This is a genomic window from Kutzneria sp. NPDC051319, assembly GCF_040682195.1.
In the GTDB taxonomy this organism is placed as follows: Bacteria; Actinomycetota; Actinomycetes; order Mycobacteriales; family Pseudonocardiaceae; genus Kutzneria.
Genome location: NZ_JBFBAM010000039.1, coordinates 34707 through 52070, shown reverse-complemented (window position 1 = coordinate 52070; position 17364 = coordinate 34707). Strand labels below are relative to the sequence as shown.

The following is a 17364-nucleotide window of genomic DNA, read 5'->3' as shown; positions in this document are numbered from 1 at the left end:
CACAGCATGGGGCCAACCGCGGCGACGGAGACCTTCGTGGGACGGCACGGAGACGTCGCCCTGCTCGGTCGGCTGCTGCGTGAGGTGGTCGCCGGCCGCGGCCAGTCCGCCCTGGTCGAGGGCGATCCCGGCATCGGCAAGTCGGCGCTGCTGGCCGCCGGCCTGCGCACCGCCCGCGACCTGGGTTGCGAGGTCTTCTGGGCCGCCGCCGACGAACTCGGCCAACCCTTCCCGCTGCGCGCCGTGCTGGACTGCCTCGACGTGATCGGCCGGGCCGAGGACCCGTGGCGGGCCGGCATCATCCGGCTGCTGCGGCAGGAGCACTCCCCCGGCGTGACCGGCACCGGCGACGCCGTGCTCGGGGCGGCCGAGCAGCTGCTGGCCCTGGTCGACCGGGCGTGCGAGACCAAGCCCGTGCTGATGGTCCTGGACGACATGCAGTGGGCCGACAGCGCCAGCCTGCACGTGTGGCACCGGTTGTCCCGTGCCACCGAGCAGCTCCCTTTACTGCTGGTCGGCGCCTACCGGCCGGTGCCTCGACGCACCGAGCTGGACCAGTTGCGGCGCAGCTTCTCGGCTCGCGGCGGCGTGCAGCTGGAGTTGTCACGGTTGGCGGCCGACGAGGTGTCCGAGCTGATCGCCGTGCGCACCGGCGGGCGTGAGGTCGGGGCCGAGCTCACTCGTTTGGCCGAACGGGCCGCCGGCAACCCGGGCTACCTGACCGAGCTGGTGGACGCCCTGCTGCGGGAGAACGCCGTCCGGGTCACCGGGCGGGTGGCCGAGCTGGCCGGGCGGGCCGTCGGCTGGAGCGCGCCGGCCTCCCTGGCGGCGGCGATCGCCGACCGGCTGGGGTTCCTGTCCGACGAGACCACCGAGGCCCTGCGGGCGGCGTCGCTGCTCGGGGCCGAGTTCGCCGTGCACGACCTGGCCGTGGTGGCGCGGATGCCGGCGTCCGAGCTGGCCCTGCTGTTGGCCGAGGCCGTCGGCGGTGGCGTGATCACCGAGGCCGGGCAGCACCTGGCGTTCCGGTATCCGCTCATTCGGCAGGCCCTGTACGACGGCACCCCGGTCGCCGTCCGGACCGCGCTGCACCGGGAGGCCGCTCGGGCGTTGGCCGACTCCGGCGCGCCCATATCGCAGGTGGCCGAGCAGCTGTTGCCGGCCGCCGGCAGCGAGGACGAGTGGTTCCTCGACTGGCTGGCCGGGGCCGCCCCGATCCTGACCCACCGGGCGCCGCAGACCGCGATCGAGCTGTTGCGGCGGGCCATCGACCAGGTCGGGTCCGACGACCCTCGGCGGGACGTGTTCGCCAGTTGGCTGGCCACCTCGCTCGCCGGCATGGGGCGCAACGCCGACGCCGCGCAGCAGGCCCGCCAGGTGTTGAGCCGGACCACCGATCCCGACCGGGTCGCCGAGATGAGCTGGGTCCTGGCGTACACCTCTTTGCGTACCGGGCACTCCGCCGAGGCCCTTGACGTGCTGGCCTCCGGTCTGGCGGCCGCTTTGGCGGCCGGTTGGCACGCACGGCTGCTTTCTCTGACCGCCCTCGTCCAGGCCGTCGACCTGGACACCGCCACTGCTCTTACCACCGCCGCCTCCGCCATCGAGGCCGGCCAGGCCGCGCCGGATCGTTTCGCCGTGGGCATGGGGCTGCACGTCATGTCCCTGGACCGCAGCTTCGTCGGCGACGAGCTTGGCAACCGGGGGCTCATCGACCAGGCGCTGACCGTGCTCGGGGACGACCGTGAGCACCTGGACCTGCGGCTGCTGCTGTTGTGCAACCGGATCGTCGCCGACGTCAACCTGGACGAGACCGCCGGCATCGACGAGCGGATCATTCTGGTGCGTGAGCTGGCCGAGCAGGCCGGGGCCGCGCGGTTCACGCAGGTGCACGTGATGATGGCCGCGCACTACTTCTTGTTGGGGCGGTGGGACGACGCCCTGAGCGAGCTGGAGTCGATTCCCGAGTTGAGCGAGGGGCGGTACTCGTTCCTCACCCTGCACGGGTTGTTGGCGTTGATCGCCGGGCATCGGGACGACCGCACCACTGCCGCCGTGCACCTCAAGGCCGTGCGGACCGAGCCGTTGGCCATCGCCGACGACCGCCGCAATGCCGGCTATGTGTTGTTGGCGCGCGCCTTGGCCTGTGAGCGGGATGGTCTGCCGGCTCAGGCCGTCGCCGAGTTGTCGCCGGTGTTGTTGTCTCCCGGCACCGGCTTGGAGATGAACGTCCGATACATGTGCCTGCCGGAGCTCACCCGTCTCGCCCTGGCCGCCGGCGATCGGGAAACCGCTTTGTCGGCCACGCAGCAGTGTCAGGCCGAGGCCGATGAGGCGCCCATGCCCGTGAAGGATGCCGCCGCCGCCCGGTGCCAGGGTTTGTTAGAGCGGGATCCGCTGCGCTTGCTGACCGCCGCCGAGCACTACCGTTCCGCCGGTCGGCGCCTGGAGTTGGCCAACGCTTTGGAGGACGCCTCCGTGCTTTTCGGCGAGGCAGGAGATCTCGTGCGGGCCCGCGCTTCCCTTTCCGAGGCCATCGAGGTCTACACCGAGCTCCGCGCCGACTGGGACATCCGCCGCGCCGACGCCCGCACTCGTCCTTATGGCGTACGGCGGGGGCAGCGTGGTCGGCGGGCCCGTCCCACCACCGGGTGGGAGAGCCTCACCCCCACCGAGCTCCGGGTCGCGCACCTCGTCGCCCAGGGCCGTTCCAACCCCGACATCGCCGCCGCCCTCTTCTTGTCCCGTAGGACCGTGCAGACCCACGTGTCGCACATCCTCGTCAAGCTCGCCGCCCATTCCCGCAGCGAGATCGCCCGGGAGGCCGCCCACCATCCCGTGTCCACTGTGGACTAGCCTTTTCCCCATCCGATCTGTGCTTAGGATCGCGACATGCCCGTGCGCACCGAGCTGTCACCCTTCGGGCTGCTCGTCACGCCCGTGCCCGGCGAGGACGTCTCCGACCTCGCTCCCGCCCTGTTGGCCCGTTGGGTCGGCCAGCACCGCCTCGTCGTCCTTCGGGGCTTCCGCTCCGTCAGTCCCGACGCCCTCGCCGACTGCGCCCGGGCCTTCGGTCCCTTGCTGCGGTGGGAGTTCGGGGAGGTGTACGACATCACCGGCGTCGATCCCGTGCTTTTCCACTGGGACGGCCCTTTCGTCGAGCAGACGCCCAGCTACCTGCTCTTCCACTGCCCCGCCGCGCCTCCTTCCGGCTGGGAGATGACCTTCTGCGACACCACCCGCCTCCTGGCTTCCCTGCCGCCGGCCGAGCTCCGCCGTTGGGAGTCCGTCTCCGTCACCTACCAGGGCGGGTACGGCGACTGCACCTGCACCAGCCGCCTCGTCGACATCCACCCCATCACCGGCCGTCGTGTCCTCCGCTACCAGGAGCCTCTGGACCCCGCCGCCTTCACCATCCCCCTGCTGTTGGAGTTCGCCGGCGTGCCCGACGCGGCTGGTCTGGTCGGTGAACTCCGGGACCGGCTGTACGACCCCCGATTCTCTTTCACCCACGCTTGGCAGGACGGCGATTTCGTGCTCGTCGACAACCATGCCGTGCTGCACCGTCGGGAGGGGTTGGGCGCTGTGGGCCGGCCCGCGTTGCATCGGGTGCACATCTTGTAGGTCGCTTCGTCGGTCGGCAGTCGTGTTGCTTCTTTCGCTGCGCGCTATGTGCAGGCCGTGGTTACGCGGCTGGCGTATGGGGTGGGACTGCCCGGCATGCGGCTGTGGTGCGGGAGGCGTCGCGGGTTGGGTGGGTGCGCGGGTGAGGTCGGGCGGTGTCTGGTGGGTGGGTGCGTGGGTTTACAGAAGGCTTGGGAGAGCGCAGAGGTAGGGGGAGTTCGTGGTGCGGGGTGTGGTGTTAGGGAAGGGCGGGACTGTCCGGCATGCGGCTGGGTGTGGGAGGGACGCGAGGTGGGTGGATGCGCGAGTGAGTCGGGCGGCGTCCGGTAGGTGGGGCGTGCGTCTACAGAAGGCTTAGGAGGGCACGAAAGGAGAGGAGCGTCCGTGGTTCGCGGGCGTGGTGTTGAGGAAGGGCGGGACTGTCCGGCATGCGGCTGGGGTGTCGGCGGGGGCGCGAGGTGGGTGGGTGCGCGAGTGGGGTCGGGCGGCGGGGTTGGGTAGGTGCGCACGTTTACAGAAGGCTTGGGAGGGCACGGAGGGTAGGGAGCGTTCACGGTGCGGGGTGTGGTGTTGGGGAAGGGCGGGACTGTCCGGCATGCGGCTGGGTGTGGGAGGGACGCGAGGTGGGTGGATGCGCGAGTGAGTCGGGCAGTGTCCGGTAGGTGGGGCGTGCGTCTACAGAAGGCTTGGGAGGGCACGGAGGGTAGGGCGAGTTCGTGGTGCGGAGTGTGGTGTTAGGGAGGGGCGGGACTGTCCGGCATGCGGTTGGGGTGCGGGAGGGGCGCGAGCGGGGGGTGCGCGGGTTTACAGAAGGCTTGGGAGGGCGCGTAAGGAGAAAAGCGTCCGTGGTTGGCGGGCGTGGGGTTGGGGAAGGGTCGGCGTGGCGGACGGTTTGTGGTGCGGGGTGACGAGGTGAGGGCGGCAAGGGATGCAGCAGGTGGAGGTATGTCATGGCGCGCGCGGCGAGGTGAGCCACGGTGTGACGTGAGTGGACCGGCGGTCGCAAGCGCTGGACGTGAGGCGCGGCTGGCGGGACCACGGGTTCGGGTGGCAAGGCCGCGACGGCACAGAAATCCGTCAACACCAGAGCTTGCCGTCGTGGTCGCGGCAGCGGCCCCTCCGGCGTTGACGCTTCCGGCGGTGGTTGGCCGGTGAGCGGGGCGTCCCCAGTCTGCCTTTAGAACGGGGGCTCGTCCACGGGTTCGGGTGTGGTGACGTAGGTCAGGCCCCACCGGGTTGTCACCGTGGTGGTGCCGTCCTTGTCGATGCTGACGTCGGCGTTGGTGGCGTGCTTGTAGCGGTGGTGCCGCCGGTCCAGCGGTGCCATGTTGGTGGCGGTGGACTCCCCCAGCGGCCAGGGGGTGGCGTGGTCGATGTCGCAGCTCCGCGACGGGTGTGAGCAGCAGGGCATGACGCAGGTTTGGTGGCGGGCGCGGAGGAAGCGATCCACGCCGACCTTGGGGCGGTACAGCTTCGGGGTGTACTCCACGAGGTGCCCAGCCGGATCGGTGAGCAGGCGGTGGAACAGGGTGCCGGGGTGGGACATCAACTCCCGGACGACCGGGGCGGGGATGAGTTGGCCGGTGGCGAGTGTGCCGGGGCGTTCGTCGACGCCGAGCAGGGCGGTGAGGGGGACGGTGACCTGGATCAGGGGCTTCAAGCCGGCGGTCTTGGGGTCTTCCAGGATGAGACCGGCCATGACGTCGGCGCGGATCTGGTCGAGGTTGCGGCCGTTTTTCGGTTCGTGGGCGGCGAGGCGGTCGATCTTGGTGTAGATGGCGTGGGCGATCTCGATGGGTTGGGAGCAGGAGACGATGCCGAGGCCGTCTTGGGCGTCGAACAGGACGACTGTGCGGCTGCGGCGGGCGGCGTCGCGGCGTTGTAGGTGGATGGCGGGGTCGGCGCGCTGCAACCGGGCCTGGCAGGAACGGCGGAGTTGCTGCGGGGAGCGGCCTGCTGCCGTTTCGAGGGTTTTGGCGATGGCGCGGTGGGCTAGTTCGGGTGGGTAGTACTCGGTGGGGTCGACCAGGGCGTGGGCGGAGCGCTCGGAGATGACACCGGCGTGCAGGGCGTCTAAGACGGTGGGGTGCACGTCATGCAGGGTGCGGGCCCACTTGACACGGTCGGAGGCGTTGGACGGACAGAGTTGCAGGGCGGGGCCGATGTCGTGGGCGGTCCATTCGTCGACGTCGAGGGTGGCGATGAGGCGGAGTTGCTCGGCTTGCAGGCGGCGGATCTCGCGTTCGCATTCGATCATGCGAGCGACTTCGGGGTTCATACCTGCGAGTTTACGCGCGGAGCATGATCGACTCGAATCACTAATGGGTGAAAAGCGTTGGGGCACAACGACTTACGGTGAAGAAGGACTGCCCGAAACCTACATTCGGGGGGCCTGAGGGCGTGACTCGCGGGGGTTCTGTTCTAGCCATGGGAGGACGGCGGTGACGAAGCCGGAGGGGCTGGTCATGGGGCGGCCGTTCATGGTGGCGACGAGGTGGCCGACGCCGAGCAGGGAGTCCCAGGTGCGGGCGCGGTGGTAGGAGGAGGGAGAGACGGCCTGGCGAACGGTTTCCCAGCCGTGCCAAGACATCAAGGCGGCATCGATGGCGGGGTCGCCGGGCATGGCCATGTCCCAGTCGAGGATGCCGAGCAGCTTGCCGTCGGGCGAATAGTGGACGTTGGAGCCGCCAAGGTCTCCGTGCACCAAGGAATCAGGGACGGCGGGTAGAGCGAGGGCGTCAGCCAAGCGGTCAAGGACGTCGGCCTGCCAACGGGAAGGAAGCAGAGGGACGATGACGGACTCGATGACGGTGGACCAAGAAGGACCATCGGCGCGAGAGTCGAGGGCAGCCAAGAGGGAGGGTGTCAAAGGAACGGAGCGGACGGCGTCCAGGACTTCGGCGATCTGGGTGGGAGAGCCGACACCCTCGGGCAAAGCGGTGCCGCAGACCCAGGAGACGGCGACGGCGGCACGGGAGCCGAACATGGTGACGGGCGTCAAAGGCTCGGGGATCTGGAAAGGCAAGCCGGCGGAAGCCAACTGGCGCAAGACCTCGACGCGACGGGGCATCGAAGAGGCGGCCAGGGGGCGACGGCTGACGCGGACGGCGGCGACGTCGGGGATGAGCAGAACGTCATGGACGTTGCCGTCCACGGCGACGAAGGCCGAAGAGAGGTCGACGCCGGGCAGCAACTCCTCGGCGATGTCGAAGAGCTCCACCGGCTACCGCCGGATGAGGCGGGCGATCTCGGTGCGCAGTCGCACGAAGGACTCACTCCCCCGGGTAGTGATCTGGTCACGAGGCGCAACCAGATCGACCTTCAACGTCTCGACGACGGTAGCGGGCGAAGGCGACAGGACCAGCACCCGGTCGGCCAGGTAGACGCTCTCGTCGATGTCATGGGTGACAAGGAGAACGGTCATGCCAGCCTCCAAACGAACCTTCAAGACGAGGTCCTCCAGGTCGGCACGGGTCTGGGCGTCCACGGAGGCGAAAGGCTCGTCCATGAGCATCAAAGCGGGGCGGTAGGCCAGGGCACGGGCAATGGAGACCCGTTGCTGCATGCCACCGGAGAGCTCATGAGGGTGCTTGCCGGCGGCGCCGGACAGACCGACCCACGACAAGGCCTCCTCGACGCGGGAACGCCGTTCCACAGTGGACAGACCACGGTCCCGCAAAGGGAACTCGACGTTGCCGAAGACGGTCCGCCACGGCAACAAGGAGCGGCTGTAGTCCTGGAAGACGACGGCGAGATCCGACGGCACGCCGGAGACGCGGTCGCCGTGCAGCAAGACGTCGCCACGGGAGGCGGGAAGCAGGCCGGCTATGCAGCGCAACAAGGTGGACTTGCCGCAGCCGGAAGGCCCGACGATGCAGACCAACTCCCCCGGTTCGACGGCGAAGGACACATCCGAGACGGCGTCGACGCGACCGTAGGTGTGACCGAGCCCGGCCACTTCCAGCATGCTCACGGCCGGCTCCAGACCAGCGCCCTGTGCTCCACGGCGAGCAACCCCCTGTTGAGTAGATAACCGAGCAAGCTGATCAACGCGATCCACGACCACATCCCGGGCAGGTCGGACGCGCCCTGGGCGGTGCCGAGCTGGTAGCCGATGCCGCTGGTGGCGCCGACGACCTCGGCGATGACCATGAGGATCAGGGCGATGGACAGGCTGACCCGCAGGCCGGCGAAGATCTTGGGACCGGCGGCCGGCAGCACGACGCCGAACAGCCAGCGGGCACGGGAAAGCCGGAACACGCGGGCGGTGTCGGCCATGACGGGATCCACGGACCGGGCGCCGTCGACGGAGTTGAGCAGCACGGGCCACACGGAGCCGAACACGATGGTGGCCACCTCCATCTCGGTGCTGATGCCGAAGATCAGCATGAACACCGGCACGAGCAGGGGCGGCGGCAGGGTGCGCAGAAACGTGAACACGAACTCGAAGTAGTCGGCGGCGGTGCGGGAACGGCCTAGCAGCACGCCGATGACAATGCCCAGCACGGAAGCCGCGGCCCAGCCGCCGAGAACCCGAAGCAGGCTGGGCAGCACGTCGGCGGCGAAATGCTGGGACGGCCAGAGCCGAACGGCCGCCTCGGCGATTCGCAGGGGCGGCGGAAAGTACGGATTGCCGACTTCGACGGTGACCAATTGCCACACCAGCAGCGCGCAGAAGAGAACGCCGGCGCGGATCCAGGCATTCACGCGGCCACCTCTGCCCCACTGGATGAGTCACGGCCCCACGACACCCAACGGCGTTGCACCGTCAGGAATCCGGCGTTCACCAGACAACCGAACAGCCCGGCGAACACGGTGGCGGCCAGCACGACGTCCATTCGACCGCCGCTGGTGCCCTGGAGGAACGCGTACTGCCCCAGTCCGATGCTGCCGCCGGCCAGGAACTCGGTGCCGACGATGGCGATCAGCGTGATGGAGGCGGAGATCCGCACGCCGGTCACGACGAACGGCCCGATGCTGGGCAGGGTCACGCCGGTCAACACCCGCCACCGGCTGACCCGGAAGCACCGGGCGGTCTCCAGCAGCCGGGGGTCGACCTCACCGAGCGCGTAGCTGGTGTTGAGCAGGATCGGCCAGGTCGCGGCGAACGCGGCCAGGGTGATCTTGGTCTGGGCGTCGGTGCCGAACAGGGCGATGGCCAACGGAATCAGGGCCACCGCGGGCAACGGTCGCAGGAATTCCACCACCGGCATGCTGATCAGCCGCAACAAAGGCACGGACCCCAGCACCAGCCCCAACACGACGCCGACCACGCAGGCGCACACCAGGGCGATCAACCACGACAGCACGGTGGAGATGGCGCCGGCGACGAAACTCCGGTCGGCGAACAGCAAACCGAAGCGCACCAACACATCCGACGGCGGCGGCAGGACTCGCGGGTCGACCAGCGAAAGCCGGCTGGCGGCCTCCCACACGAGCAGGAAGCCGACCAGACCGACCAGTTTGCGGACCAGCGACATCAGCTGTTCGGCGTGGGCAACACGAGCGTGCTCACGTCCATCGACTGCTGAAGGTAGCCGTAGGTCTTCATCAACGTGACCACGCGCTGCAACCGGGTGGCGTCCACCGACGTGGGGAACACGCCCAGCTTGAGCAGCGAGGAGGTCTGCTTGTCGACGCCGGTCAGGTCCGGCAGCACGGAGCTGATGGAACTGCGGTCGGCGGCGGCCTTCTGGGCCTTGACCATGGCCTTCTGGAACTTGGCCACGACGTCGGCGTGGGCGCCGATGAACTTGGTCGACGCCACGTAGCCGGACAGCGGGATGTTGTCCGTGGCGCCGGTCACGATCTTGAACGTGGGCTGCACGCCGAACTGCTGCTCACCCTGGGTGATGTACGGCTCGAGGTCGCCGCCGGCGTCGATCTGGCCGTTGGCCAGCGCGGCGGGGATCTGAGGGAACTTCACCTCGAGGTAGTTGACGGAGTTGGGGTCCACGCCGTTGTCCTGCAGCACGGCCTTGATCAGCAGCTCCACGATGTTGCCCTTGGAGTGCACGGAGACCTTCTTGCCGGCCAGGTCCTTGGGCGTGCGGATGCCGGAGTCGGGCTTGGCCAGCAGCACCAGCGAGTCGGGGGTGCCCTGGTAGGCGTCGGAGACGACCTTGGCGTCCAGCGTCTTGGCCGCCTCGGCCTGGAAGAAGGACACGTAGTTCATCAGCGTGACGTCGATCTCGCCGGACTGCAGGGCCGGCATGGTCTGCTGCACCGACGGATAGACCTTGACGTTGGCGTCGAGGCCCTCCTCGGTGAAGTAACCCTTGGCCTGGGCCAGTTTCACCGGTGCGTCATCGACCGTGGCGATGATGCCGACGCTGATCTTCTGGTGGCCTGCGGCGGGCGCCGATGTGTCGGCGCCGCCACCGTTGAGCAGGCTGCATCCGCTCGCGGTCATGGCGGTGACGGCGATCACGGCAGCCCATCGAGTGGCGCGGGTGGCCATCGGCGGACTCTCCTTTAATCAACAGTGTTGAGCGGTACTCGGGGTGCGGTTGTGAAGGGAATGACCCATTCACGGGCACAACCGGCCCGGAACGGGGATCACCGTAGCCGATCGAACACCGTGCGTGATTCAATCATGGACGCGGATGACACCCGACGGAGTGAGGGTTTGAGGTAGGTGCCAATTTTTCCCATCCCCCGGCACCAGTCCCGCTACGAGCCGTCACCGCACCTTCACGGTGAAGGATCATCCCGAGCGGACACCACCGGCGTCCAGACCTCCAAACGCTTGATCACATTGCCCCGAAGGCACCACCATGCGCGTGACTGTCGTGCCCAGTACTCCGATCGGCGGTACGGAATGAGCCTCTCGCACTCCAAGATCCACCTTCGGCGATGGACCGAAGTGACCTTGGGGGAGTGCTGACCGTGCATGGTCCGGCCGATGAGGCTGAGTCCGAACGGCGCGGCTCCGCTCATCCCGACAAAAGCCGCAATTCCGGCGCGGGATGGCGGCTGCGCAACTGGAAACTGGGCCGCAAGCTGGTGGTCATCCTGCTGGTGCCGGCGCTGAGCACGCTGACGCTGGCGGGTTTGCGGCTGTCCAGCCAGCTCGACGACGCCCGCCAGTACGGCGACGACCGCCACCAGCTGGCGGTGGCCGGCCAGGCGGCCACGGTGGTCGACCTGTTGCAGGCCGAGCGTGACTCGGTTGTGGCCTACATCGCGGCCGGACGGGTCGACCAGCCACCGAAGTTCGGCCCGGTGGACACGGCCGTCGACACCTTGCGCGACGACCGGGCGACCGTGTCGGGGCCGGTGGGCGACGCCGTCGACAAGGGCCTTGAGCAGCTCGACCAGCTCTCCGCCCTGCGCAACAGCGCCGTCACCACGCGACTGCCGGACGTCGCCGCGTTGACCACCTACACCGAGGTCATCGACTCGCTGATCCAGATCGTGCGGGTGGCCGCCACGAACGTGAGCCACCCACGACTGTCCCCTTTGGACACCTCGGTGCAGACGCTGACCGACGCCAAGGAGCAGCTCCGGCTGCAGGGCACGCTCGTGGTCTCCGCCGCGCTGCACAAGCAGTTCGCGCCCGACCTGGCCGATCAGCTGCGGGCCGCGCAGGCCCGGTTCGCCTCCGACATGGAGGACTTCACCAACACCGCCAGCGCCGACAACCGCCAGCTCGCGCAGGACACCATCAGCGGTCCGGACGTCGACGAGCGCAACCGCGTGGTGCAGCTGGCCCTCGTGCAGTCCGGTGACGGCGGTGGCGGGATCACCGTGCGGCCGACCGACGTCCAGGCGCTGTCCAGCACCACGGCCGCGTTGTTCACCCGGGTCGTCGGACAGGTCCAGCAGCAGGCCCAATCCGTGGTGCGCACCCTGATCGGGGCCGCCCGCGGCGCCGCGTTCCGGGACAGCGCCCTGGTCATCGTGGCGCTGCTGATCGCGTTGGCGGTCACGGCGTTCGTGGCCCGCTCGATGCTGATCCCGCTGCGGGTGCTGCGCCGCAGCGCGCTGGAAGTGGCTCGCACCAAGCTGCCCGCGGCCATCGAACGGATCATGCGTGACCGTGAGGCCGTGGGCGACGCGGTGGAGCCGGTCCCGGTGCACACCACCGAGGAGGTCGGCCAGGTCGCCCGGGCCTTCGACGCGGTGCAGCGGGAGGCCGTGCGGCTGGCCAGCGAGCAGGCGGCGCTGCGCGGCAACGTGAACGCGATGTTCGTCAACCTGTCCCGGCGCAGCCAGGCGCTGGTCGAGCGGCAGATCGGCGTGATCGACCGGCTGGAGCAGGACGAGCAGGACCCGGACCAGCTGGCCAGCCTGTTCGAGTTGGACCACCTGGCCACGCAGATGCGCCGTAACAGCGAGAACCTGCTGGTGCTGGCCGGCACCACGCTGACCCGCCGGGTGACCAGGCCGGTGCTGGTCTCCGACGTGCTCGGCGGGGCCATGTCCGAGGTAGAGAAGTACGCCCGGGTGCAGATCGCGCCGGCGCCGGACCTGACCATCCAGGGCCGGGCCGTCAACGACATCACGCACCTGATCGCCGAGCTGCTCGACAACGCCACCGCCTTCTCGCCGCCGACCAGCAAGGTCACGGTGCGGTCGGCCAAGATGCGGCGCGGCGAGCTGGCCATCGAGATCCACGACCGCGGCGTCGGCATGCAGGAACCCGACCTGGCGGCGGCCAACGAGCGGCTGGCCGATCCCGGCGAGGTGGACGTGACCGCCTCCCGCCAGATGGGCCTGTACGTGGTGGCGCAGCTGGCCAAGCGGCACGACATCAAGGTTCGGCTGCGGGACAACGCCGACATCGAGGGCGGCGTGACCGCGCACGTGGTCATCCCGGCTTCGCTGGTCGACCGGGCCGACGCCGTCCCCCCGCCGCCCGCCGCGCCGCCGACCGTGGCCGCCGCGGCCACCCAGCGCACTCCCCTGCCCGAGCCGGACCTGCCGCAGGACATCGTCGGCCTGCCCAAGTGGGTGCCGGGCCAGGTGTCGCCGGTCGTCACCAACCAGCCGGCGGAGCCGGGTGTCACCGAGTCGGTGGACCTGTTCGCGCCGCGCCGCAAGACGCCGCCGGCCGAGCCCGAGGTGACGCCGGCCAGCAGCGTGGAGCCGTGGCCGACGCCGCAACGCCGCTTCGACTACGACGACCCGCCGACCGAGCGGCTGCCGATCTACCAGGAAGTGCTCTCCCAGTGGTTCGAGGTGCCCGGCGACGCCGAGAAGAGCACCGACAAGGCAGTCGACAAGGCAGTCGACAAGCCCGTCGAGAAGGTCCCTCAGGACGTCCCTGAGGACGACGCGACGTCGGAGACCGAGGACCACGCGGTGCCGGAGCCGCGCGCCGAGGACGAAGAACCGGCCACCGTGACGACCAAGCGGGCCGCCAATGGGATGACCAATGGGGCCACCAACGGCTGGCACTCCGCGGGCGACGACGGCTGGGCCCTGGCCAACACGGTGCTGGCCAAGGAACCGGACGCCGTCACCGACGCCGGGCTGCCCAAGCGGGTGCCGAAGTCGCAGCTCGTGCCGGGTTCGGCCACGCCACGGCCGCAGGCCGCCGTCGCGCCGGCGCTGCCGCGCCGCTCCCCCGACGCGCTGCGGGCGCGGATGTCCACCTACCAGCACGGTGTCAGCCTCGGCCGGCACTCCGCCCCGACGGCCGCCCCCGACGAGGCCATCGACGCCGGCTACACCCAGCCGACGACCTTCGGGCCGCCACCCGAGCAAGGCAAGGAGCAGTCGTGAGTTCCCCGTCCGACCAACAGACCGACCAGTCGGCCGAAGGCCAGTCACCCGATCAGCAGCTGGCCGACTTCAGCTGGCTCATCGACGACTTCGTGGACCGGGTCGCCGGTGTCGCGCACGCCGTGGTGGTCTCCGCCGACGGTCTCGTGCTGTGCGCGACCGAGGGCCTGCCGCGGGACCGCGCGGAGCAACTGGCTGCGGTTTCGTCGGGTCTGGTGAGCCTGGTGGCGGGCGCGGCGCGGGTGTTCGACGCCGGAACGGTGAACCAGACGGTCGTCGAAATGGAGCGCGGGTATCTTTTCCTGATGTCCATCAGCGACGGGTCGTGCCTCGCCGTGCTCGCGGCGCCCGGCTGCGAGATCGGACTGGTCGGGTACGCCATGGCCAGGCTGGTGGAACGGGTCGGCTCTCAGCTCACCCCCGAGCTGCGGGCGCAGTTGCAGTTGGCCGCGGTGCGCCGATGAGCGCGACGCGGCGGTTCTAGAGGGCTGGAGCCGAGTGGAATCAGGACAGGGCCGGGGCGCGCAGGTCGCCCGGCAGGCGACGACGTCGGCCAAGATCGTGGTCGCGGGCGGGTTCGGTGTCGGCAAGACGACCTTCGTCGGGTCGGTGTCCGAGATCGTGCCGTTGACGACCGAGGCGGTGATGACCGAGGCCAGCCTCGGCGTCGACGATCTCTCGGCGACGCCGAACAAGGTCACCACGACGGTCGCGATGGACTTCGGTCGTGTCTCGTTGGACAGCGACCTGATTCTGTATCTGTTCGGCACGCCCGGTCAGCACCGCTTCTGGTTCATGTGGGACGACCTGGTGCGCGGGGCGATCGGCGCGGTGGTGCTGGTGGACACGCGGCGGTTGGCCGACGCGTTCGCGTCGATCGACTTCTTCGACGACCGGCAGCTGCCGTACGTGGTGGCGGTGAACTGCTTCGACGGCATGCTGCACCACCGGATCGACGACGTGCGGGACGCGCTCACGATCGACCAGTCGGTGCCGATCGTGACGTGTGACGCCCGTAACCGGGAGTCGACCAAGCAGACGCTGATCACCCTGGTCGAGCACTCCATGCGGAAGTGGATGACCGTCCGGGCGTGACGAACGGGGCGTGTCCGGCGCACGGACGCCGGGTTTCGCGGGGCCCGCATGGCACCATGGTGCCAAGCGGGCCCTCGCCATGTCGGGCCGCCGAGGACACAACCCCCGTTGTGGTGGCACGTCCTGAAACACGTAGTCTGAGAACTGCTTAAGATCTTGCTGTCGTGATGATGGGTGGCTGATGGATTCCACGAACGCCGGCCTGGACGTGTCGTCCAGCCACCTGAACGGGGAGCTGCCGACCCGTACCGCGGCGGCGGTCGCCGCCGGCAACCTGGCGGCCAAGCTGTCCAAGGCCACCGGCCGCGCCGGCGGCATCATCGGCGGCCGCGTGACGCTGGCGCTGGACCCGCACGCCCTGGCCCGGCTGTGCAAGGACCGCACCGTCGCGCTGGTCACCGGCACCAACGGCAAGACCACCACGACCATGATGCTGGCCAAGGCGATGAGCGTGATCGCGCCGGTGGCCACCAACCACAGCGGCGCCAACATGCCTGACGGGCTGGTGGCCGCGCTGTCGACCGACCAGACCGCGCCGGTGGGCGTGCTGGAGATCGACGAGAACTACCTGCCGAAGATCTCCGACGCCGTGCAGCCGGCGGTGATCGTGCTGCTGAACCTGAGCCGGGACCAGATGGACCGGGTCGGCGAGGTCCGGCACACCGAGCGCAACCTGCGCACCGCGATCGCCCGGCTGCGCAACACCACCGTCATCGCCAACTGCGACGACGTGCTGGTCACCTCGGCCGCCATCGACGCCGACTCCACGATCTGGGTGAGCGCGGGCGGCAACTGGCGCGGCGACTCGACCTCGTGCCCGCGCTGCGGCATGCGGGTGCACGGCGGCGCCACCGACTGGTACTGCGACTGCGGCTTCGCCCGTCCGACGCCGACCTGGTCGGTCGTCGACGGCAAGATGACCAGCCCGACCGGCGAGTCCTTCGAGCTGGCCCTGCGCCTGCCGGGCAGCGCCAACGAGGCCGACGCCACCCTGGCCCTGGCCGCGTCCAGCCACCTGGGTGTGCCGCTGCGGCCGGCGCTGGAGCGGATCCGCACCATCACCGGCGTCGGCGGCCGCTACACCACGCTGACCCGCAACGAGCGGGTGGTGCGGCTGCTGCTGGCCAAGAACCCGGCCGGCTGGGCCGAGACGCTGCCGCTGCTGGCCAAGAGCCCGGACCACCCGGTGATCATCGCGATCAACGGCCGCGAGGCCGACGGCCGGGACAAGTCCTGGCTGTGGGACGTGCCGTTCGAACGGCTGCAGGGCCGCACGGTGATCGCCACCGGCGAGCGGTCGGCCGACCTCGCGGTGCGGCTGACCTACGCCGACGTCAAGCACACCCACGTGCCCGACCCGTACCAGGCGATCGACTCGGTGGCGCCCGGCGCGGTCGAGCTCGTCGCCAACTACACCGCGTTCCGGGACCTGAAGTCGGGGTTGAGCAATGGTTCGTGACTCTGTCGTGCGCATCGGCCTGGTGCTGCCGGACGTGCTGGGCACCTACGGCGACTCGGGCAACGCCACCGTGCTGCGCAAGCGGCTGGAGTGGCGCGGGTACCGGTCCGAGATCGTGGACCTCGCGGTCGGCGAGACCGTGCCCAACTCGCTGGACTTCTACCTGCTCGGCGGCGGCGAGGACCGGGCGCAGACGCTGGCCGTCGCGCACCTGACCGCCAATCCCGGCATGCAGGAGGCGGCCTCGCGCGGCGCTGTCGTGCTGGCCATCTGCGCCGGCCTGCAGATCCTGGGCCACGACTTCACCGGCACCGACGGCGTCACGCACCGGGGCCTGAGTCTGCTGGACGTGCGGACCACGGCCGGCACCGGGGCGCGGGCCGTCGGCGAGCTGCTGACCACGCCGGACCCGGCGCTGCTGCAGGCGTCGATGACCGGCTTCGAGAACCACCAGGGGCACACCCAGGTGGGGCCGCAGGCGCGGCCGCTGTCCAAGGTCGTCTACGGGACCGGCAACGGCGACGGCGGCGACGGGGCCTACGCCGGCCGCGTCGTCGGCACGTACATGCACGGCCCGGTGCTGGCCCGCAACCCGGCGTTCGCGGACCTGCTGCTGAGCTGGGCGGTCGGCGAGCCGCTGGCGCCGCTGGACATCCCGGTGATCGAGAAGCTGCGGGACGAGCGGAAGCGGGCCGTGCAGGCGCTGGCCACCCGGCGCAAGCGGCTGCTCCGGTTCTGAGGTGTCCGAGCCCCGTCCGACGCTGCCGTCGCTCGGGCTGAGCCCGCTCAGCCCGGTGTCCAGCCGCGCCGATCTGGTGGCGGAGTCGATCCGGTCGGCGATCCTGGCCGGCCGCATCCGGCCCGGGGACACGCTGGTGGAGCGGCGGCTGGCCGCCGAGCTGGGCGTGTCCAAGACGCCGGTGCGGGAAGCGCTGATCATGCTGGCGGCCGGCGGCCTGGTCGTGCTGACGCCCAGCCGCGGCACGTCGGTGCGGCTGTTGGACGGCGACGACCTGCGCAAGATCCAGGAAGTGCGGCTGCTGCTGGAGCCTTGGGCGGTGGCCGCCACGACTCGGCTGGGTCTGCCCCTTCAGGTGGCCCAGGCGCGGGCGGCGCTGGCCCGGTCGGCCGCCAATCTCGACAACGTCGACCACGGCGAGCTGAGCGTGGCCAACCGGGACTTCCACCGCGCGCTGTATGCCGGCTGCGGCAACGAGTTCGTGATCACGACGCTGGACAGCGTGCGGGATCTGGCCGCCCTGGCCGCCGTCAGCCTGCTGTGGCCGCACTGGCCCACCTGGCGCGAGGAGCACGTGGAGCACGAGCGCATCCTCAAAGCCGTCGAGGCGGGCGACGCCGATTCGGCGCAACGCCTGACGCGGCAACACATCGAGCTGTCGGGGCAGCGCGCGGTGGAGGTCGTCGGCTAGATTGGCCCCTCGACCAAGGGGGGTTCG

Annotated in this window: 14 protein-coding genes; 8 read left to right on the top strand and 6 right to left on the bottom strand. The window is 69.9% G+C overall.

What is annotated here, in order from left to right:
- Positions 1-6: 6 nt before the first annotated feature.
- Positions 7-2856 (top strand): AAA family ATPase, encoded by a 2850-nt coding sequence (locus AB0M73_RS30865; RefSeq protein ID WP_363897801.1) that lies wholly within the window; start codon positions 7-9, stop codon positions 2854-2856.
- Positions 2857-2892: 36 nt separating this feature from the next.
- The gene (locus AB0M73_RS30860) at positions 2893-3624 is read left to right on the top strand and encodes a TauD/TfdA family dioxygenase (RefSeq protein ID WP_363897798.1); all 732 of its coding nucleotides are present in this window, start codon (positions 2893-2895) and stop codon (positions 3622-3624) included.
- 1177 nt (positions 3625-4801) lie between these two features.
- Here the strand turns inward: AB0M73_RS30860 and AB0M73_RS30855 are convergent.
- From AB0M73_RS30855 to AB0M73_RS30830, 6 genes are all read right to left on the bottom strand, one after another.
- Entirely contained in the window at positions 4802-5902 is a 1101-nt protein-coding gene (locus AB0M73_RS30855; protein ID WP_363897795.1) for a DUF222 domain-containing protein, read from the bottom strand.
- Positions 5903-6001: 99 nt separating this feature from the next.
- Positions 6002-6844 (bottom strand): aminoglycoside phosphotransferase family protein, encoded by an 843-nt coding sequence (locus AB0M73_RS30850; protein ID WP_363897792.1) that lies wholly within the window; start codon positions 6842-6844, stop codon positions 6002-6004.
- Between the two features lie 3 nt (positions 6845-6847).
- Entirely contained in the window at positions 6848-7591 is a 744-nt protein-coding gene (locus AB0M73_RS30845; protein WP_363897881.1) for an ABC transporter ATP-binding protein, read from the bottom strand.
- A 2-nt stretch (positions 7592-7593) separates the two neighbouring features.
- Positions 7594-8331: an ABC transporter permease gene (locus AB0M73_RS30840; protein ID WP_363897789.1), complete on the bottom strand. Its 738-nt coding sequence runs from the start codon at positions 8329-8331 to the stop codon at positions 7594-7596.
- Positions 8328-9104, bottom strand: coding sequence for an ABC transporter permease subunit (locus AB0M73_RS30835; RefSeq protein ID WP_363897786.1), 777 nt, complete (start codon positions 9102-9104; stop codon positions 8328-8330). The genes AB0M73_RS30840 and AB0M73_RS30835 overlap by 4 nt, the downstream gene beginning before the upstream one ends.
- Entirely contained in the window at positions 9104-10084 is a 981-nt protein-coding gene (locus AB0M73_RS30830) for an ABC transporter substrate-binding protein (RefSeq protein WP_363897783.1), read from the bottom strand. Before AB0M73_RS30830 ends, AB0M73_RS30835 begins: the two co-directional genes overlap by 1 nt.
- A 395-nt stretch (positions 10085-10479) precedes the next feature.
- On the opposite strand from AB0M73_RS30830, the gene AB0M73_RS30825 reads away from it, so the two are divergent.
- The 6 genes from AB0M73_RS30825 to AB0M73_RS30800 all read left to right on the top strand — a co-directional run bounded on the left by AB0M73_RS30825 (position 10480) and on the right by AB0M73_RS30800 (position 17337).
- Positions 10480-13353, top strand: a complete 2874-nt coding sequence (locus AB0M73_RS30825; protein ID WP_363897780.1) for a nitrate- and nitrite sensing domain-containing protein — start codon at positions 10480-10482, stop codon at positions 13351-13353.
- Positions 13354-13412: 59 nt separating this feature from the next.
- Positions 13413-13817, top strand: coding sequence for a roadblock/LC7 domain-containing protein (locus AB0M73_RS30820; protein ID WP_363897877.1), 405 nt, complete (start codon positions 13413-13415; stop codon positions 13815-13817).
- A gap of 34 nt (positions 13818-13851) precedes the next feature.
- Positions 13852-14448, top strand: coding sequence for an ATP/GTP-binding protein (locus AB0M73_RS30815; protein ID WP_043715766.1), 597 nt, complete (start codon positions 13852-13854; stop codon positions 14446-14448).
- A 181-nt stretch (positions 14449-14629) separates the two neighbouring features.
- Positions 14630-15907: a MurT ligase domain-containing protein gene (locus tag AB0M73_RS30810; protein WP_363897775.1), complete on the top strand. Its 1278-nt coding sequence runs from the start codon at positions 14630-14632 to the stop codon at positions 15905-15907.
- On the top strand, positions 15897-16646 hold the full coding sequence (locus AB0M73_RS30805) for a glutamine amidotransferase (RefSeq protein WP_363897773.1): 750 nt from the start codon (positions 15897-15899) through the stop codon (positions 16644-16646). Before AB0M73_RS30810 ends, AB0M73_RS30805 begins: the two co-directional genes overlap by 11 nt.
- Position 16647: 1 nt before the next feature.
- A complete protein-coding gene (locus tag AB0M73_RS30800; RefSeq protein ID WP_363897770.1) occupies positions 16648-17337 on the top strand; it encodes a GntR family transcriptional regulator in 690 nt (229 codons plus the stop codon).
- Positions 17338-17364 lie beyond the last annotated feature (27 nt).